The sequence below is a fragment of the Bacillus sp. TE8-1 genome, assembly GCF_008368855.1.
Lineage (GTDB): Bacteria > Bacillota > Bacilli > Bacillales > Bacillaceae_G > Bacillus_A > Bacillus_A cereus.
This window is the reverse complement of sequence record NZ_QPET01000001.1, coordinates 56,065-76,154: the sequence shown is the minus strand read 5'-3', so window position 1 is coordinate 76,154 and position 20,090 is coordinate 56,065. Positions and strand designations below refer to the sequence as shown.

The following is a 20,090-nucleotide window of genomic DNA, read 5'->3' as shown; positions in this document are numbered from 1 at the left end:
TCTTTCTACCAGTACATGATTCTAATTTACACTCGTATCATGCCATGTTCACAATAACCATGGCAAAACAGATTTCATAACAGTTAATGGAGCCTGTGTATTGGTTAAATGATACTTTACTAAAGAATCGTTTTATGAAAAAAAATCCGCCCTGAGGCGGTTTTTTTTCATGTAATGCTATATAGGATTCATTTATAAAAGATGAAAAATGCCCTCAAAAATTCGTTTTTTGTTGGATTGCAATTAATACTAGTTATTTTTGGGCTTTGTTATAATGTTCAATCCATTTACCTACATTGCGTGTTCAACTTGTTCCTTCTCTCAGGCAATTCCCCTTAAATTACCCTTTAAATGACCAATAAACTTAGTCATACAGATTTCCAATTTGTTAATGTATCCTTTGGTACATCATTATCCCTTCAACATTCAAATCAGCATTATCTTAGGAGGGTCTGGATTAAAACAGGATCATGATCGCTTGCACGGCCATGCTTTTCCATAAACCCTGAATTAATATGGAGAATATCCACCTGCGTATGCGCCATCAAATTATTTGATACAAGAATATGGTCAAGGACCTGTGCATTTCCCTGATAGTTATTGGTATAACGCTCTTCTGCCGGAACTTTTTCAATCATATTTGCTAATTCTTTTCCTTTTAATGTTAGTAAAGATTTAGAGAACTCGTAATCATTAAAGTCCCCTAATAAAACAATATTGGCATTTCTCTTCTTTGATTGAATATCCTTCACAAAGCTATTGACGATATTAGCCATTTTCATTCTCTGCTCTTCACTATAAAATACAGGAGGTTGAACTTTTCCAAATAATGGATCATCTCCTCTCTTTGAGTTAAAATGGTTCGCAACTAAAATAACGTCTTTCCCATTAAATTTGAACTGAGCTACTAATGGTTTTCGACTCGAATGGAAGGCTGGATTTGTTGGATCGATACGGCCAGGGTTTAGAGTCAACTTATTGTTTTTAAAGCCGACTGCTTGTAGCGCAGTTCCTTTTGTGCCCTTCATAAGCGATACACGGTGTGGATTATACAGAAATCCTACGCGGATATTTCCTCCAGGCTCACCACCATCCGCTTTGTCTTCTGGTTCGATATCTGTATAGATGTATTCGTGTCCACCTAGAGACTTAATTTTAGTTATCAATACTGCTGCACTCTTGTTTGCATCAATCGTGCCACTATCTGTTGGTCCATCATTATCTTGTACTTCCATCAGGCCGATAATGTCCGGCTGTTTCATGTTCTTTACAATTGCTTCTGCCAGTCTTGTGACTTTTGTATCATCTGTTTGAGTTGAAAAATTTTCTATGTTATAAGAAGCAATAGTTAATTTTTTATGATTAGGAGTAATAGTCGTTGTTTCGCGTTCATTTGAACCTCGTACAAGCTTTGGTAATTCTTCTCTTTTACTCAGTAATTTAAAGTTGCTATAGTTATAGCTAATAACCCCTTTTATCGATCCTTCAAAGCGATCGCTCATTTTAGCTATAAAGCTTTTGTCATTAATATCGATGAAGATTCTTTCAGGGTTAAAGTCATTTTCAGATATACGCAGACCGCCAGCTGTTGTATTAGTTTCCATTGTTCCTGGAATAACAACCAACTCTCCGGACTTTTGAGGTGCTACAATTTTTGCGTCGTCTACTTGGACAAGCATTCCCTCTAAGCTCTCATAGAAGTCAATGCCATCTTCATCAGGATCAAACACTAAGAAGCTGTCATTATCAATTACCTCTGCAGGTGGGATACGGTCTTTACCGATAATAACAGGTTCTGGGAGCTTCTGATTACTTGCTGTAACTTGAATGGAGCTTGCATTAATTTCTGTTACAGGCAAGTCGGTTTCAAGTTTATTCTCGTAGCCCTCTAATACCCATTCCTTAACCTGGCCACTGACTTTTATGACATCTCCAATTTTTACTCCATGAAGCTTTTTATAAACTAATATACCTTCAGCTGTTTTATCATTTTTATCAGGCGTTAACTCCTGCATATAGAAGTTATTGTTATCTGCTACAAAGTTCACAATCCCAACAATATCTTTGACATTTTGCCCTTCATATGGGGAGTAATGCCCTTCTCCCTGAATGTCATGTATTCTGATAACATCCTTTTTTATGGTGTAATGAAAAGAAGCTATCTCACTATTCTCTAGGTCCATTTTTACAGCAATGGCTTTAATTTGTACTGTTTCTTTTATTGTTATTGGCCCGGTATATTTTGTACTAGATTCCGTTGGATTACTGCCATCGGTTGTATAATAGATGGTGGCATTAGGGGTCTCAGTTGATAATGTTACTTCTGTTCTGGGTGCAACTAATCTTGAAGCAGGAGAGGCTTTTACATCCTCAACCCTTTCCCTCGTTAAGGTTCCACTATTATTTGTAACGGTATCTGTAACCGAAATAATTTGTGTGACATTCGCATTACCATTAGATGGATAAAATAGTACAAAGATTATTACCAGAGTGAGTAACAGGCTGAATGATTTTTTTCGTTGTTTTTTCATCTTCTCATATCTCTCCTAATTCTATTTTTCATGTGAATTATTGCTTTTGGATTAAGTGATTAAGAATATGCTCCATTTTTCTCACTTAACCCTAGTTTACAATTCCCTATTAAGTACCTGTTTATCCTCTTCTTACTCTGGAATTTTGTTTACTTCCCTATTTAGGATTAATTAATTTATTTTCCCTCTAATACTATTACAGATAATGCCTGGGTATTTATAAATCGTTCCTTAATCAGTGCATGCTTCGGGGTGGTGACTAAAGTGAATAACGGGAATAAGAATCAAAACTACAGTAACGAGGATTACGAACCGCCAAGTTCTTTACGGTGGCCTACTTGGATAGCTAGTGGAAGATCCTCTGCAAAAAACAAAGTCTTACTAAATATATCTCCCCCAATAGAAGAATATAGCTTTACCCCGAGTGAACCGAATATTTCTAATTCCGCTCCCAAATTACTCCCCACAGTTTCGCAATAAACCTCTTTTAATTGCACACTCACAATTTTAGTCATAAAATTTTCAACTCTTATCAATAGTTATTATATATGCCTTGTTTAGTACAACTCAGTAACCACTATGTTTTAATAAATAATAAATCCTATATTATTATTTATGTATATTTTTCACATTATAATCACGCATAAACAACATAATCATTTTTTATAACTATAATAACCACCTATCAAATATTTGATAGGTGGTTATTATAGTTATTGGAACAAAATTAAACGACTTTATTTTTTCAACACGCTTGTTACCCGAAATTATATGTATCTCGGCAGAGCCACTTTATGGTGCATTTAACAAAATGGATAATGTTCTTTAAAAACGTGAACGAAAACAGGGATACCAGTATTTCGTCAGCAAAGAACTGTCGAAAACACGGCATAATACTTGATTTTAAATACAATTTTGAGTATTCTCCAATATATCTGATGATCCATCAGATACTGTCACCTAACATTCGTTGCAATTGCATGAACAACTTAGCATCCCATTTACCATTGATCTAATTGGCGGATAACCTCTGTTAGTCTCTGTTATTTTAAACCCATTCTCTACCGCAATAGAGTCAAAGTTTTTTTTTGATGTTGTAATAACTACAGGAGTATTCAAAGTGATTCTATCATATAGCTCTTCCACCTCATTGTTAAACATTCGGATGCAGCCATGACTGACATGTTTCCCAATGGAACTCGGATTATTGTTTCCATGGATGGCATATGTTGTACCCCATGTTCCCCTGGCATTTAATCCAAGCCACCGGGTTCCAAGTGGATTACGTGGATCACCTCCAGGAATCCCACCTTTATAGTAAGGTCTATTCTTAATTTTATTTACGATTTTGAATTTACCTTCAGGTGTTAGAGACTGATACTTACCCGTAGCCACTTTAAATACCTTGTTGAGCTTACCACGTTCATAAAGTGCAAGTTGGTTTATTGCCTTATTAATAATGATAAATTGGTTTCCAACAGTATCACCAAGTATTATACCCACCCCTTCGGAGGAGAGCACTCCACTATCGTGCATATCACGTTTTATTGAAGATTTCCTGCCAGAATGATACACGTACGTCATGTGCGTCACCTCTTGCACAAATTTTTCCTTTAAATAATAAGAATTCATAAAATGAATTGGTAGAATCCCTGGCATAGCCTCTCCTATCAGACTCAACCTTATATCCCGTTATACCAATATCGCCCCATAAGACGTCCGCCTACACGAGATAGATTTCCTTTCTCCTTTATACATCGAACAACCAACTGTATCTTGTTATCTCCGTTCAACCTTATATTGATTGGGAAACCATGAATTCCCCAAGGATTAACGATATGGTCTAATGAGGTATAAGGAGCTAAAGGGCTTCCATCAAGACGGATAGACCATTCGTAATTTGGAGTATAAAACATGTCCCCTCCCTCACTAATAGGGAATGCATATTGGCTGAAGTATACAAGTTGACCACAATAATTAGAAGGCACTTTATAATGTGCAAGCACCACTTCATCATTAAGAATGAGAGGAGCCTGTTTAATTGAAGAATTATCAAACCATCCAGTATCCACAGGACTACCGCAATTGTTACAAAAATTCATATCAGAATTTTGTACCCCTGTAGGACGAAACATAACTCTGCCTCCTTGTAAATACTAGCTTGTATAATTTCCTCCACCTCGACACGCACAGTTGAACATTGTTGGAAAAGCATGTGCTGAGGTAGCTCCCGGAAAGGTCGTACGCCATCTCCCCGTCCAATAGTTGCGAGCTGTAGTAACTTATCACTTTGAAGTTCACGTCCAGTAGCACTGTCAACTAGAGAATAATAGAAGAGAAAATCTTCAGCAGCCTCTCTTAGGCTCTTAATCCGTTGGACTTCTCCCATCCATTGGTATTCCTTAATTGGGTTAGATTCACCAGCTGCTAATCTTGTTTGATCAATATCCTTTTCAATGGTACCATAACCTTTTAGAATCAAACCGAAGCTCATATGAGTAGCAATAAAGGGGCCCTCTGAGCTAATGTTGATTACTCGTTGAATCCGGTTACCTGCTTCACCACATAACTTAAACTTTACAATATGGTCAAACGGGATTTCTTTTGATGTCTGTGCCCCCCGGTTCAAGTCTTTAAAACGATTCATTAAAACTCACCTCTTTACCAGTGGGGTTTCCAAAAATCTGGAGTATTTGTTGGCGTCCTAAACATCGGTGTTGTAGGCGGACGAGCCTGTTCGTATCCAAGTAAGCCGTTTTTCTTAGAAATATAGCCATTAAGACCATGGATTGGATCTGACTCTAATCCGTGAATTAAATCTATTTCCAATCCGTGAATTGGATCTGCTTCTAATCCGTGAATTGGATCTGCTTCCAATCCGTGAATTGGATCTGCTTCCAATCCGTGAATTGGATCTGCTTCCAATCCGTGAATTGGTTCTGCTCCCAACCGTGAATTGGATCTGCTTCCAATCCGTGAATTGGATCTGCTTCCAATCCGTGAATTGGATTTGCTTCCAATCCGTGAATTGGATCAATCCGTGAATTGGATCTGCTCCCAATCCGTGAATTGGATCTGCTTCCAATCCGTGAATTATATTATTTCCTATTCCTTGAACCCCGTAGAGAGATCCATCTATCCCACGATAAATAGGAGTACCTGTTTGAGCAATCCCAAGTAATCCGGCACCACGAGCTACCTTCAGGGCAGTAGCTGCCGCTGGACCTACCCCCGGTACAAAGGGCAATAAGTTGCTTGCCATTGGCAGTACTTTCTTGGCGAGTTTCTTAGCTAGTCGTTTCAGCTTTCCCCAGAATCCGAGGGGTGTGCCTAATCCATCATAGCCTGAAATCCACCCATAAAGTTGTCCATCGGGACCTTGAATGGTCACACCCGGATATCCCACACCCAGAAGCCCTTGAATTTCCGCTGGCGCACCAAGACCGCGCAGTGAGACCGCGCGAGGTCGTTGAATCCGAGGTAATGAAGTAGTAGTAGCTCTAACGATTTTCGAATAAATTGGACGAATCTGGGTGGTAGGACCTGCTGGACGAATCACAGGACGTCTGCCAAAGTGCTTAGGAAACGTATAAGCGCAAAGACGGTAGACTCTACGGCGTAGACGATTATACGGTGTCCATCCACCTCTGCGCCTTCCGTAACTGTCAAGACCCTCCACCCATCCGTAGACACGCCCATCCGGACCATTCCGGAGTTCACCTGGTGTACCCAGGCCCATGATTTGAGTTAGATGATTCATTATTAAGCACTCCTTTTTCTTACTGAACGTCTCTTGTTAAATATCCATCCAAAATAACCCAAATACGAATATCAGTCTTATATCCGCATCCTCCGCTCCATCCAATCGCATCACTCCAAGCTTTCGGCCATCCATAAGGTAGGTTAAGCTCCACTCGGAAATTTTGCTGCCGATCAATAAGGATAGGCTCAGCTAATCGGAAGGTAGCAACCGGTGTTGGTTCACCGTTTGTTGCCAATGGGAAAATGCCGGCACCAGAAGGGAACATAAAGCTAGGTGCCTGGATCATTGTCTTTTCACCCACGATAAGGGACAATACAGAACTATATACTAGACTTGAGAGAAGCTGTCGCATCATGGTATCTAACTGATCAATAGCACAGGGACTATAATATGAGTTGTACCCTCCTTTTTTGGAGGAGTTTCTTTTTTCATCATTACCCAAATCTTCTTTGATTGGATCCTCAGCATCTAAAGAAAAATTGGTTTCTGGTACTGTTCCAAATCCAGAACCAACTACAAGACGAAGGGAACGGACTTCATAAGTGTTAGTCGATGGTAATACAGCAGCCTGATCCATATTAGTGTCTAGCTTTGTCTTACCCTGAATATCAGTAAAAAAACGCTTAGGTAGGGGATTACTTAGTTCTTTTTCAGTAATAGGATACTTGAAAAAGATTGAATCATATAAGGGCCAGTGAAGCTTTTCTTGATAATTTTGTACTCTTGACACGGGCTAAATTCCTCCTTTATAAATGTAGGGCTGATGTCAGATGGTTGCGGATGATTTTTAGTGCATATCATCTGCATCTTCTAAATGGTAATGTTTTCTTAAAATGCATAGGTGTATCCAATTCCTATACTTCTTACAGACAGATTTACTAGGGATCTAATATCCCTTGTCGTTTATTCTTCTATCAAAATTTCTAATCTGAAGTTTGAGCTCACTTTTCTTTTAAGTGGGAGCAACATCCTTTAAAGGTAGGAACAACAATATTGTAGTTGTGAATTGGCATCATCGCTCGGATTGCCCAAGGAGCTTCCCACCCCATCGGGTAAGACATCGTTGGATCTAGTGGGATACATCGCCCCTGATAGTACACTTCAAGATACACATGAGAAAATAGTTCAGGCTTGTCACGCCTATAGCCTGCCACCACTATCCTTACTGGGTGTCCAATTGATTCTAGCATGGCACCGAGAAGAACAGTCATATCATCACAGTCACCAATTCGGAGTTGCAGGATTCGTAGGGCACTTGTTAATAATTCCGACCGATAAGGATCTTTGGTATATCGGATGTTTCGTTGTACCCAACGAAACAAAGTTTCTATTTCTTCCAAGTAGGCTTTGGCTGGTACCGCGGAGTTTAAAAGAATATCGATAGCGGCCTGTCGCACGTAAAAATCTCGTGCCCCCTCTCTTATCAAATTAACCATCAATTCTAAGGTACGCCTAGTTCCGGCTGTGCCATTAGGTAAGTAGCCTCGTTGTACGCGTGGATGGGTAAGTTGAGCAGGAAGATATCGTTGGGATTTAATAGTATTCATGGGAAAATCAACCTCCGTATAAGAGTCTTTCCAATCGTGTATGAAAATATTCATCCTTTTGAATTACAACAAATTAAGAAAAGTGAAAAATATAGCAGAATAGATCGATTTTTATCTTTTTTCGATAGAAGACTACTTCCACAAAATAGGAAGGTATAAAATACAAATTCTAGGGAAGAGATGCATCGTTTATCAAAGTAAAAGGTCAATGGATATATTTATATCTTGCTGCAGTGTTGCTTTGAACGTATTGTTAGCAATTAAAAATTAGTTAAAATACCCCAAATCAAGTTCTTATGTATGCTTTCTTTTGTTTTTTGGTATACCTATTTTCACGTTACCGTCATTCTCTTTAAATACCAATCGCTTTAAACCTCACAAATGATTATGAATGGTAACAATCATACTCTTCTCAATATGTTCTTTAATTTTTTTGGCTATAATCTTGTACAATTGATGGGGTAGATTGTTTTAAAATATAAATATTAGATTCATTTCTTGACTGTTTACTTTCTGAACAATAATTTATTAATTCTTCGTATAAAAACAACCACCCTTTCATGGAGTATGCATTTTTTATGGCTAAATTTTCTTCAAAAGAAAAAATCCAAACGGTAAAACGATATTTAGATGGTACAGAAAGTGGAAAAACAATTGCTAAATCGATAGGAGTTAACCCTAGCGTACTTCGTGAGTGGATTAGACGATATATGAGTCTTCAGGTGAAAAGGTCTTTGAAAAGTGCTATACATTCTACCCAGCCCAGTCTAAACTAGATGTACTTTATTATATGAATGAACACGGGACATCTATCTGAGAAACAGCGGCACTTTTCTAAATAACTCTCATACAATGACTCAAAGTACGGTCTGGAATCTAATATTAAGACTCTGCAAGTATTCTTAGGTAAATCGATACCATCGTATCTATTTGCAATCACTAAAGTTTTTGAATACTGTTTATCCTTAAGATTTTCTATTTTATTAACGATAGTCTCTTTAGTCGCTACAGTAGCACCGTATGTCTTCCAATCCGTAGTTGAATTAAAGCTAGGTACCAATGCCACTGCACCAAATTTTTTTCTTTCATTTACAGATGAAAATGATTTGATTACCTCTGGTCTAGTCAATGATGAAACTATTAATGATGGTATTAATATTAACAGCCTCGAGAAAGAGTAATTATTCCATTATTCCCCTTATATAGTGGTGTATTATTTAAAAATGATTCAAAAGGCAGAAAACCAACTAGCTAGGAATAACAACTCCCCAAAAAATATGAAAAAGAAGCTGTCGAATGGCGTTCCTAGCACTTTCATAGTTGTTGGGAATTAGCATCAAAGAAATGAACGACCAGGTGTTTGACGAACCTACTGTAGGAGTTTACGTTTAAGATTATACAAATTACCACCTTACATACCATTGGTTAGGACATAACCGAGTTTCCTATATTTTACAGTAGTTATTAGTATCAAATTTCGCAAAATATAAAAGGTCCCTTTAAAAAGGGGGAATTGTTCAATAAATAGACATTTTAAAGGAGTGAGTACCTTGACAAATTACCATGGAGTTGATTCTAATACTAGTCCTCAAAGTGATTCATGTACGGATGATTTTTATATTGGTGAGATGGGTATGGGTTCTGTACAAGGAGATTCGTGGGTATATAATAGTTCCTTGAATATTTGCTTTGGAAATATAGGGAATACAGGGAATACTGATACTAATGCAAAATTTTTAATTGACCGTAATAGGCAAAATACGTATGGCTATTGGTTTATTCTTGGGCCGAAGTTTGCGAATCCAGATTCTACTCAATCATCTTACACCTGTAGTAGTGGTAGAAGAATCAACGGATATTCCTCCCATGCGGTAAATACATTACAAGACGCACATGACTGGGGAATGCAACAAGGCACTGCTGCGGTTGATGCTTGGCTTAGTTATCCAAACATTCGAAAAAAAACTATTTTTGGAGATGTTGAAAATACTGACTCAGGCTGGTATAACAGTGCTGACGGAAATATAAATGGAATTAACTGGTGCGAGTTCAATAATCAAGTTATTATTGGTTTTATCGATGGGGTGAACGAACGTGTAGGTGCCTCAGGCTTTGTAGGTATTTACTCATCGCCTGGGGAATGGAGAACGATAACAAATGATCAATTACCTCTCAACAACTACACCTCACATGTTTGGGTAGCTAGTTGGCCAAGAAACAATACAGAAACAAACTGTTTACCTAGTTGGACGCCCCCAAAAATTGGAGGCGCTGATGCCGAAATTTGGCAATATCACGGAAATCCAGATTTGAATGAGGCAACTTCATTACCGAATTAATCGTTAAAGAGGAAAATACCAGGTCATGATATTCATTACCATGATCTGGATATTATACATAAAGTCACGGTCTGTAGTACCATATGCGTCACTTATTAGATGATTAAATCTGTCCCCTCTAAATTTGGATATCCTCTACTATTTAACAAATAACTAAAAGAGCTTATTTTTGAAACCGCATCTATCGCCGATTTATACCCACTTAAATCTATTCTTGACACTGCATCCGTTGCTGTTAAACCATTAATATTATTACTTATTACGGATTCATCTATTAAATTATTCTTTTGGTTTTCAAATATTAGAGCGTTCTCAACGGAATCTACTTTCTCCTTCATATCCATAATCAAATTTCCCCTTATTTTGATTTGTTACGTCTAATCATTTTCTTCTTAAATAAAAAATTATACTAAGCTTGATAATTACATTTCCGATATCATGTTTAATATCTCCCCCTATCATTTTCTTCCAATGAAATGTTTTTGTTATACCATTTATTTATTTTTCCTTTGTAATACTTTTCGACCTTATAATCCGGAATCCAAATTTCATGATCATAGATTTTACTCATTACAATTTCTAGAACACCCTCATGTTCTCTTGGTTTCAATCTACGGTTATGAACCTTAATCTTCTCAATATAAGCTTCTCTCAGCCAAGTTGATATAGTTTCACGCTGTTTTTGCTTTAAGTGAGAACAAAATTCTTATTTGTTTGCAATAGTTGTCCTTGAGAGCTCCTGATATGATTTTTTATTGACCTTTACTCCCCGATCGTATTTTTTCTTATTTGAACCAAAAACGCAGTAGATTTCGAATTGAATCACAGCATACGTCTTACTAATTTTACGAATTGAACCTTAAGAAAACTTGTCCTAGTATTAAAGCTGATAAGGATCAATTAAAAAATCCAATCAATAAAAAAGGACTAGATGATTAATCCTAGCCCTTTTTATTATACATTAAATTAGTGTATCAACCACCGTGATCTCCAATTGAAATACCTTGAATCACTTCGTAAGATTGTGGAGTCTTCGCTATATTCGTCACACCTATAGTCAAGGTTATAGCGGTGACAATTCCCATTAAACTCAATACTACTTTTTTCATTTTAAAGCTCCTTCCTCAAAAAATTTTCGTTTCGCTTGCAATCCTAAATGGAAATAGTTACTCGCCGCATGATGATTCTTTTCATCATAAAATTTTGTTCCCAGGGTCTCATAAGACTCTTGAACATCTTCATACAATCCTTCTCTTTCGAAGTAATCAATTCCTGCTAGCACTACGGTTTCAAGTATTTGAGTAGGTGAACCGTTGTTCAGCTCTTGTAAAATGAGATATCTATGTATGAACTCTTCTTGATTTAGTTTCTTACTAATATTTAAACCGTTCACGATGAGTTCTGCTGCGACATCTCGCTCATCCAGTTTGTAATGTTCCAATGCCTTTGCATACATGGCTTTGTAATGGTTTGGAGACTTTTCAATGACTTCAGATAAATAACGAATTGCTAAAGATGATAGGTTTTGTTTAGAATACATCCAACCCAAGTTATGGCGCACCATAATAATAAACTTATCTTCTCCGACTTTTTGGAACTTGTCCATTGCAGCCGCAAAATGTTCCTCTGCCAATGACCACTCTTTTAAGTTTATACAAGCTAACCCCAACAAGTTCTCACAAAAACCGACATTACGCTCATAATCAGCGTGTGCTAAAAACATTTCTTTTGCCTTTGTTGTGTACTGAAAAGAGACTAGTGAATCACAAATATCAAAATGGAATGCACCTAACTTATAATAAAATTCAGCTTTCTCAACGTCATCATTGATAAGCTCTAATAACTTTTCAGCTTGATCAAAGTGTTCTTTTGCAACCTTATAACTACCAGTTCCACTAGCATGGATAGCTTTAAAGAAATGATAATAATAAGTTAAAGTATTGTTAGAAGGAATCTCAAAAGACTCTACTTTATCAAAACTGTTTGTAGAAACACCTAAGTTATCAATTACATATTGATGACGAAAATCTAATAACGAATAGTATAATAATAAGTTCTGATCTTCTTCTATATTTTGCATTTTATCATCAATTTCTTCTTTTAAACGATGTGCATTACTTACGCGCCGCGCACGGATTTCCACATACCAATCATTTAATAAGCCTAGAATCTGTTCATTTCCTTTGACTGCTATATTCATAATCTACCCCCTCATTACCAATTATCATATATTATTTTAATAATATAATAACAGGATTTATAATTTCATAGGCGTATTTTCAAATATATATCAATAAAATTCATAATATTAAGACTATAATTGTCAGGACTTTAGTAAAAAAAGAACCCCAAAATGAAATGAGATTCTTGTTTTACCATCTAATATTCTTCTATAAACCTAACACACTAACAATCTGACATGCTTTGGAATTTGCAATATGATAGTACATCTCTAATCCTCTTCTTTCTGAACGCAAAATTTTCCCGCGCATTTTAGACAAATGCTGTGATACGGTAGATTGAGGGACATCTAATAGCTCTGTTAATTGTGTTACATTACAAATTTTGCGGTGTTCTAGCTCCTTCACAATTTGTAACCTAACTGGATGAGCCATAATCTTTAATAATTCTACATCCGCCTCTGGGATTTTGTACATTTCATTACTTGCTTGAATAGTTGTCATTTTAATTTCTCCTTTTATAATTTCGTTTTATTTTAATTATCTATTTTTAAGTATGTTGTGTTTACTTGAGTACATTATTCATAACCACTATGTTGTTTGTTTTTTTGTCTCCCTATCAGATTTAATATATATAAGTATTATAATTGCTAAAAATCCAACAAAAGATAACATAGGTATCGAGATGAAACCGAATAAATTTAAGTAATCTTCTGTACAAGAAACCCCTACAGAACAAATCTTCATCTCACTAATAGGAAACGCTTGAATTGTAATTTGATATACAGATAACATTAAACCGATACACGCAAATGGAAATGCATACGTGCTGACGTGCGGATCTTTTCTATACATTCCTATCCCCAATATTAATACTAATGGATACATGGCCATTCTTTGGTACCAGCACAAATCACATGGCGGCAGCTTCATCCATTCACTAAAAAACAAACTAATTAACATTGCACTAGCAGCTATCGTCCAAGCAATTGCAATGTAGTACTTACGAATCCATTCCATTTTATGTTCTCCTCACACGATTTTAGTTGCATTAAGGGTTTTATAATAAGGATGTGATATTATCTCGATTATCTATTTAAAATGTCACTAACTTATTTCCGTATTTGGAATAACCGGTTTCAATGAATAGTATCCAATCATTTAGATCTTCCTAGTCATACCCCTTATCTTTCAACTCTGGTGGAAAGCAATTCTCAAAATCATCACGCATTCCGTACATAGTTTCTAATGCTGTCTCTAGTGAACCGAATCTATATACAATATGTGTTTTCACTCGTTTGTTTTTCTTTTCTGCTACAGCCAAATATACATATCGTCTTTCCTTTGCTAAAACGAACTTCAAGAACCCTGGTATTTGACCCATCTAAAACATTCCCCTTTCGGTTTTCCTTACCCTTTTCTTTTATATACGAGTAAGGAAAATGAGCACTTTTTTCATATTAATTTAAGAGATGTCTCATTTTTTTGCTTTGAAAATACAAGAACACACTCATGATGACAATATTTATTACACCTGCTGCAGCTCCAATTTTTGATATAACATATACATATTCATAACTGCTAAATGGAAATAGACTCAAAAAAATAAAGAAAGTAGAAATAAAAAAAGATAAGAGCATGTTTCTTTTGTTCCCATTCATTCAAGAAACCTTCTTTTGGAATAAGTATTGATATTAAGCTGCATCATTACGGTTATAATGCCGATTCTTTTCATCTACAAATCCTTTAATGCTCCACACACCAGCCTTTAATTCTTTTGCTTCTTTTTCTGCTTCTAGCATTTCAGGTAGAAATGTAGTATTAGGTCTAGAAATATAAGCTATAATCCCATAACCAGACTTGACCATTAATTCATTAATATGTATTCCGTTACAAAATACATAAGCCAATTTCCTACCGTATTTGTCTTCTTTTTGTCCCCGATCATAAACCAAAGTTACACTTTTCCCTTCTAGCTGTTTCTTTAAAAAGGAAGAGGCTTCTTTTCCCATCTTTTGTGGTGGGATCTTTTGAGATGCAGACTCAGGGGTATCCAATAACAGTAACCTTACCGTCTGTTTCTGCCCCTTTACGTTCACGTCTAACGTATCTCCGTCCTTTATATGTAATACCTTCCCTTTAACAGTCTCTAAGCCTTTTATTTTCCCCTTATAAGCTTCTGGAATATCAACAATACCTTTCCCTTCCAAGTGCTGTTGTATCCCGTTTTGTACTGCTTGGGCAGGTCTTGAATCATTTTTTGTTTGCGTCGAATTGCTACATGCTGCCATTTGAAATACGAATGATGTTATACAAATAGCCTTAATCCATATTTTCATATCGAAATTTCTTCCTCCTAATAAAAATAAGTAAATAGCTGCATCTAATAAACAAACGGACTCTCTATTGTATTTACTTCTCGATTATTACAACATAGGCAAAACTGTATCCATTTTGGATAATCATTATAAAGCGCTCTAAATGAGCGTTTCTTACAATTTGGACATATTGACACTATGTTTTCTTCATTCTCTTCCTGACTTTTCAATTTTTCAAAAGAAACATTAGTAGATGCTATACTAGTGGTACACAATATATATCCCCCTTTTGAGCCTTGAAATCTCATAACAAATAAAAAAGAACACACCTATAGCATATGTATGCGTAGGTGTGTCCTTTTGCAAGATAGTTTTAGAAGTATTTTGTTACTTTTATCATACCATACTTCTTATTAATTTTATATACGAAATTTAAGATTTTACAATATTATTTCTTTTTATCCTTTATAAACGTAATGCATTTTAGTGCATCGAATTTTTCTCCATTACTCTTATTTACAAACCCCGATATTGTATCGTCTAATAGTTTTCTAGACAGCTGATTATTTTATTTAATTTATAATCCTTTGTTTAGTTTATTATTCTTATTTTTAAGGTCCTCGATGCTTCACATCTGCGGATATGTCTCCCACTATGGCTACGTCCTTCTCCAAAATCAATTACCCCCTTATATAATTCCTTTGTTTTATACTTTTTCTCGTAAAGTATGTAGTCTTTTATTTTTAATTAATTTATTCTGAAAAGACTACAGAAATTTTAAAAATTCAAATAAGCATAACCACATTCTAAATTTTAGAAGGAGATATGCTTATTCAATCTTGATGTAATATACTTCACTATACTAAAAATCATTTCAATAAAGTCGTTTAAAAATTTAAGTTTTATTCCACAATTGAGGGAGCGGACCCATCCTGCCAAAACTTTACGGGAATGACCGTTCCCGGCTCCGCCGATTCCAAGTCTAGGAATAACTGGTAGAGATCCACGCCGACGTACTGCCCGCCTGGTGCCCCGCCAATGATTTCGACCAGTGCTAGATGTAGGTGAGGTGGAATTCCGCCAAATCGATGCACTCGACCAAGCAGGTCACCGCGGGAGACAGTTGTTCCGACGGATATTCCCGACGGCACGTCCGTTAGGTGTGTGTAGAAACCACCCATCATATCATTCGGGGCGCGCATGAAAATTTGCGCGCCGTACACTCCGCCGTTGTCCTGTTCAGGGTTGTGCGGTGTGAACTTCGTAATGTGGGCATCGAATGCCGCGTATACTTGGGTGCCCTCGTCGGCTCCGATATCCATGCCATACTGGATATACCAATTTGGTGCCTGATGCCCTCCCTGGTTAGGGCCACCCAGCCCACCAGTAAATCCCGAATTATCTACAGCTGCGGATATATCGACTTCGAAGGAAGTGGGTGGAGGGCTCGGGATGTTCTTGTCAATCTTCATTTTACTGTACTCCTCTCTAGGTAGTCTATTACTTACGTTAACTACGGCTTGCGTTATGCGCCAGTTTCAGGTCACCCTTAACAGCGATAACACAGTATATTAATGCCCGCTGATCATAAATTTATTCTCAAAACATTGTTATATTATGATGCGGGAGTAATTCCTCGCTTGCTGCTCGTTGCATCCAAACATATACTTTAACCGGTCGACACTTGCTTCCTAGGAGTGAACCATGTCGCCTGAAACGTAACGAATTGTTAAAAGGCAGTGACTTGTTTCTTCACTATTTCCACCACTATGCCATACCAGTTTTTTAAGTACAATTAGAATCCCCCTCTAGCTCCAAACTGAATTCAGACGAATGTAAGCCAAAAAGAAGGAGGTTATCTCCTCGCACAACTAAGAATTGTTTAATTGTAGACCTCCACCATTATGTAGGTCTACTCTATTAGAATTTTGATTACAGTTGCCTGAGTATATCCTCTAAAGAATTCGGCACTCAAAATATGGTGCATCTAAAATACAAATTCATGAAAAATAAGAGAAAAGATAATTAGATATTTGTTCACAAACTATTTGTTTTACTAAAAAATCTGTTATAAAAAACTAATTTGATCTTTAAACGTTTAATTAAGCCTTCAGAGCTAATTAAAGAACCCGTATTTACATAAAAACCTATTATATAATAGGCATTCTAAAGGATTAATCTCCATCCGTTGACCGATCAAAAGGGAAATGTCTGAGTTGAAAAACTTACGTTTCTGCCTAATGTATCTAATTTTTCTTACAAATCTCTCTAAAAATATAGATGTAAGATATCGTGGTTATTCTTCCGTAAATGGTTGTAATACATCTTAAATCGAGAGATTCATTAGAAAATGTCATCCTTTTTTGATCTAGATTATTTAGAAAGAATAACATTTTTTGATAATTAGTTAGATTAAAACGTCTTAATTTAATGGGTGTGGATGGTAATCACTACATATTAAATTTCTCTATCATTTTCAGTTTCAAAAACTTTAATCGTTCCTACGCTTTTATTATCACCTTTTCTTCGAATTATTAAATATTTATAAATGTGTTCCCATTTTGCAACGTCCATTACGGTACATCCTGGAGCTGAAGTTTCCACATTTGGATGTAAGAAATTATTTGTCTCATAATCAATAGGAAACCAAGTGGTAGAATAATAATACTCGGGATTGAATACTCCATGTGGCTCATCAGGTATTTTTAAATCAAACGTCCCTACCGGCAACGGATTTGAAGCATCAGTTGAAGCATTCAGTGGCCCTATCCATTGCTCATTATAATACCAGAGTTGATTTGTATTTTTCACGAAATGAACTAATCCTTCAGGAAGAAACGGATTTACATCACTAAAAAATCTATTACTATCCCCCTGATTGACATATCCCTCTTTACTAATATGATTTCCTTCAAGCACCTTAAAATACTCTTTACCATTTTCCGCTAAGTAAAATTCAACTTTTAGGTAAGGTACCAATGGAACTCGTTCCTCTTCATTCAAAAAATTAACGAGTAGCCAACCAGGTGTATTTACATACTTTATACTCATCAAATTCCTTCCTTTCGCTTAGATGTACATAATTATAATTCCTCATTAAAATTTTTTTATTAACGATTTGAACTAATAACATCCAATGTAGAGATTAAACCATCTGTTAATTCTAATAAGATTAACTATGTATTTTTTACTAATAAAGTTTGAATGATTATTTATAGAGGTACAGCCCATATCCATCAAATAAGATTTTAAAGTACCCCTAAATGGATATTTTGTGTTTTTAAAGCACCGAAGCCTATTTTTATCGTTTTTATGAGATAACTTGTTTTTTAAAATTGATGAACATATATAACCTTCAATCTCAACATCCCTGAAAGTAAATACTTATTAGTTAGCACTTACTTAATGACAATTATGAACTTCATCATTAAATATATGAAAGTTCTTCTATATTAACTTATACATATTTAAATCTTAATTTTAAAACTAGAAATTCATCTAGAGATATGTACCGAACATATCTCTAGGTGAATTCCCAAAAGAATAATCTTATATTCATTTTCATTTAGCACTCCTAGTATCTAAATACTTCCTTATATATTTGTACTATACCCTCGAGAAAACGGGCATTTAAAACGTATACAACATATAAAAGTGGAAAATATATAAAACGAATTTGTTATTAATTCTTGTAAAAGGAATGATTAATTTGGCACAAATTTCGGATGATGTAAACAAAAAAAACAAAATAGTTAAGTCTATACGCCTTATTTTTTCTTATGAAGGTGATAATATAAAACTACTTTCATCTCACAAAGTAAATATTATTCCACCACCATCTGATAATATTCAAGAAAATAGGGAACATTCAGGTTTTTGGTATTCTTTGGAGGATAATAATGGACGTTCGCTCTATCATAGAGTAACGCGCCAGCGGCTTCACGAAGAAGTAGAAGTCTTTACGAATGAACGTGAAAATTCTATTCAAAGAAGAAAAGTGGAAAACCCAAAAGGCACCTTGATCTTATTAGTACCAGATATTAGTGAAGGGCACAGTGTTGCATTATTTGGAAGTCCTACGAAAGCAATTCAGCAATTTAATATTACAAATAATAGCTCTAACTTGCAGCCGGCTACGGAACTTGCACGTTTTCTTATTCACGCCAATCCCGATACAAATGAGGTGAAGGAATGAGCACTTCAGATGGACATGTTATTGGTACCACGAAGGTCATCGATAATGGTTCACCGAACCAGCGATTTAACCTTGTGATACTTTCAGATGGGTATAAGGAAGATGAAATATCAATTTTCGGAACGAATGTTCAAGACTTTATAAATATACTTCAAGCAACACCGCCTTTTAACCAATTGTGGAATGGTATTAACATCTATAGAGTTGATGTTGCCTCAACTGATAGCGGGGCCGATGATCCAGCAAATTGTGGAGGTTCAGGATCGACGGTGCGCACCTATTTTGATTCAACCTTTTGTACCAATAACATCCAGCGTCTATTAACAGCAGATGTTTCTACTGCTATTTCAGTTGCAAGTAGTGAGGTACCAGAATATCACGCTATAATGATTTTAGTAAATTCTCCTATTTACGGCGGTTCTGGTGGAGCAATAGGAGTTGCTTCTACAGCACCACAAGCAGCTGAAATCCTAATCCATGAAATGGGTCATACCATTTTTGGGCTTGCTGATGAGTACTCATATTATGCAGGTTGTGGTCAAGACACAGATAGAGATCGCTATACAGGTGTCGAACCTTCTGAGCCTAATATCACAGCTGATACCGATATTACAACAAATAAATGGAAAGATTTAATTCTTCCAAATACAACTATGCCTACAATGCCAAATTCAAACTGTACACAGTGTAATTCAAATCAAAGCCCAGTACCTACTGGAACAGTTGGAACATTTGAAGGTGCTGGTTATTATCATTGTGGACTATATCGACCTGAATATGATTGCAAGATGCGGAATCTTGGAGTTTCTTTCTGCGCAGTGTGTCAAAAAAGGATTAAAGATACAATGTCAATATATGTATAATCCTTACTTTCTATAAAGAAGCAAGTTTATGTCTCGTGAATAATAATCCATTTAAATTTACGTATCAACACATTCAAAAAGTGACAGTGGTTTCATGAAAATATAACCAAAAAAGAAGCTCCCACACGGGAGCTTCTTTTTAACGATGTAAAATTCACCGATCACTCAATAATAGTTTTTCCTATTCTGTTTTTTAGAACACAAGCTTAATTTCAAATTTAAATATTGATACCATGGGACCGCTAGTTTCCACTTTAAATGCTGTTGGCCCTGAAATCAACTTTACAGATACTATGTTAATCCCTGGATTGGAAAGCTTTTGGTATCTTGCAGTTCCTGGTCACCTTGCGACAA

The 20,090-nt window shown here is 36.0% G+C and carries 20 protein-coding genes and 3 pseudogenes; 4 read left to right on the top strand and 19 right to left on the bottom strand.

Annotated elements, in window-relative coordinates; translation table 11 throughout:
• Positions 1–437 precede the first annotated feature (437 nt).
• The 8 genes from DN404_RS00390 to DN404_RS00355 form a co-directional block, all read right to left on the bottom strand.
• Positions 438–2,531, bottom strand: a complete 2,094-nt coding sequence (locus tag DN404_RS00390) for a chitobiase/beta-hexosaminidase C-terminal domain-containing protein (protein ID WP_149214537.1) — start codon at positions 2,529–2,531, stop codon at positions 438–440.
• 305 nt (positions 2,532–2,836) lie between these two features.
• Positions 2,837–3,046 (bottom strand): hypothetical protein, encoded by a 210-nt coding sequence (locus DN404_RS00385; protein WP_149214536.1) that lies wholly within the window; start codon positions 3,044–3,046, stop codon positions 2,837–2,839.
• Between the two features lie 445 nt (positions 3,047–3,491).
• Complete coding sequence (locus DN404_RS00380) at positions 3,492–4,190, bottom strand: L,D-transpeptidase (protein ID WP_304520259.1); 699 nt, start codon at positions 4,188–4,190, stop codon at positions 3,492–3,494.
• A gap of 23 nt (positions 4,191–4,213) precedes the next feature.
• Positions 4,214–4,666 (bottom strand): hypothetical protein, encoded by a 453-nt coding sequence (locus DN404_RS00375; protein WP_149214535.1) that lies wholly within the window; start codon positions 4,664–4,666, stop codon positions 4,214–4,216.
• Positions 4,630–5,178, bottom strand: coding sequence for a hypothetical protein (locus DN404_RS00370; protein ID WP_149214534.1), 549 nt, complete (start codon positions 5,176–5,178; stop codon positions 4,630–4,632). Before DN404_RS00370 ends, DN404_RS00375 begins: the two co-directional genes overlap by 37 nt.
• Positions 5,179–5,192: 14 nt before the next feature.
• Positions 5,193–5,480, bottom strand: coding sequence for a hypothetical protein (locus DN404_RS00365; RefSeq protein WP_149214533.1), 288 nt, complete (start codon positions 5,478–5,480; stop codon positions 5,193–5,195).
• A gap of 830 nt (positions 5,481–6,310) precedes the next feature.
• A complete protein-coding gene (locus DN404_RS00360) occupies positions 6,311–7,024 on the bottom strand; it encodes a hypothetical protein (protein WP_149214532.1) in 714 nt (237 codons plus the stop codon).
• A gap of 211 nt (positions 7,025–7,235) precedes the next feature.
• A complete protein-coding gene (locus DN404_RS00355) occupies positions 7,236–7,730 on the bottom strand; it encodes a transglutaminase-like domain-containing protein (RefSeq protein WP_255444865.1) in 495 nt (164 codons plus the stop codon).
• 689 nt (positions 7,731–8,419) lie between these two features.
• Between DN404_RS00355 and DN404_RS00350 the strand changes: the two are divergent.
• Both DN404_RS00350 and DN404_RS00340 read left to right on the top strand, forming a co-directional pair.
• Positions 8,420–8,655, top strand: a pseudogene (locus DN404_RS00350) (transposase); the annotation flags it as partial.
• A gap of 736 nt (positions 8,656–9,391) precedes the next feature.
• Positions 9,392–10,180 (top strand): hypothetical protein, encoded by a 789-nt coding sequence (locus DN404_RS00340; protein ID WP_149214530.1) that lies wholly within the window; start codon positions 9,392–9,394, stop codon positions 10,178–10,180.
• Positions 10,181–10,275: 95 nt separating this feature from the next.
• Here the strand turns inward: DN404_RS00340 and DN404_RS00335 are convergent, their stop codons facing one another.
• The 11 genes and pseudogenes from DN404_RS00335 to DN404_RS00285 all read right to left on the bottom strand — a co-directional run bounded on the left by DN404_RS00335 (position 10,276) and on the right by DN404_RS00285 (position 17,729).
• A complete protein-coding gene (locus DN404_RS00335) occupies positions 10,276–10,524 on the bottom strand; it encodes a hypothetical protein (RefSeq protein WP_255444832.1) in 249 nt (82 codons plus the stop codon).
• A 98-nt stretch (positions 10,525–10,622) separates the two neighbouring features.
• Positions 10,623–10,936, bottom strand: a pseudogene (locus DN404_RS30810) (transposase).
• A gap of 218 nt (positions 10,937–11,154) precedes the next feature.
• The gene (locus DN404_RS30805; protein WP_255444830.1) at positions 11,155–11,289 is read right to left on the bottom strand and encodes a hypothetical protein; all 135 of its coding nucleotides are present in this window, start codon (positions 11,287–11,289) and stop codon (positions 11,155–11,157) included.
• Positions 11,286–12,380, bottom strand: coding sequence for a Rap family tetratricopeptide repeat protein (locus DN404_RS00325; RefSeq protein WP_149214529.1), 1,095 nt, complete (start codon positions 12,378–12,380; stop codon positions 11,286–11,288). Before DN404_RS00325 ends, DN404_RS30805 begins: the two co-directional genes overlap by 4 nt.
• Positions 12,381–12,570: 190 nt before the next feature.
• On the bottom strand, positions 12,571–12,864 hold the full coding sequence (locus DN404_RS00320) for an ArsR/SmtB family transcription factor (RefSeq protein ID WP_000207870.1): 294 nt from the start codon (positions 12,862–12,864) through the stop codon (positions 12,571–12,573).
• Between the two features lie 87 nt (positions 12,865–12,951).
• Complete coding sequence (locus tag DN404_RS00315) at positions 12,952–13,380, bottom strand: disulfide oxidoreductase (RefSeq protein ID WP_149214528.1); 429 nt, start codon at positions 13,378–13,380, stop codon at positions 12,952–12,954.
• A gap of 76 nt (positions 13,381–13,456) precedes the next feature.
• A pseudogene (locus DN404_RS00310) lies at positions 13,457–13,744 on the bottom strand (hypothetical protein).
• A 76-nt stretch (positions 13,745–13,820) separates the two neighbouring features.
• Complete coding sequence (locus DN404_RS00305) at positions 13,821–14,021, bottom strand: hypothetical protein (RefSeq protein WP_149214526.1); 201 nt, start codon at positions 14,019–14,021, stop codon at positions 13,821–13,823.
• A 33-nt stretch (positions 14,022–14,054) separates the two neighbouring features.
• A complete protein-coding gene (locus DN404_RS00300) occupies positions 14,055–14,699 on the bottom strand; it encodes a thermonuclease family protein (RefSeq protein WP_149214525.1) in 645 nt (214 codons plus the stop codon).
• 881 nt (positions 14,700–15,580) lie between these two features.
• Positions 15,581–16,150, bottom strand: coding sequence for a M23 family metallopeptidase (locus DN404_RS00290; protein ID WP_149214524.1), 570 nt, complete (start codon positions 16,148–16,150; stop codon positions 15,581–15,583).
• Between the two features lie 985 nt (positions 16,151–17,135).
• On the bottom strand, positions 17,136–17,729 hold the full coding sequence (locus DN404_RS00285) for a hypothetical protein (protein ID WP_149214523.1): 594 nt from the start codon (positions 17,727–17,729) through the stop codon (positions 17,136–17,138).
• Between the two features lie 658 nt (positions 17,730–18,387).
• Here DN404_RS00285 and DN404_RS00280 point away from each other — a divergent pair.
• On the top strand, positions 18,388–18,873 hold the full coding sequence (locus DN404_RS00280; RefSeq protein WP_149214522.1) for a hypothetical protein: 486 nt from the start codon (positions 18,388–18,390) through the stop codon (positions 18,871–18,873).
• On the top strand, positions 18,870–19,736 hold the full coding sequence (locus DN404_RS00275) for a M64 family metallopeptidase (RefSeq protein WP_149214521.1): 867 nt from the start codon (positions 18,870–18,872) through the stop codon (positions 19,734–19,736). Before DN404_RS00280 ends, DN404_RS00275 begins: the two co-directional genes overlap by 4 nt.
• The last annotated feature ends 354 nt before the right edge of the window (positions 19,737–20,090 follow it).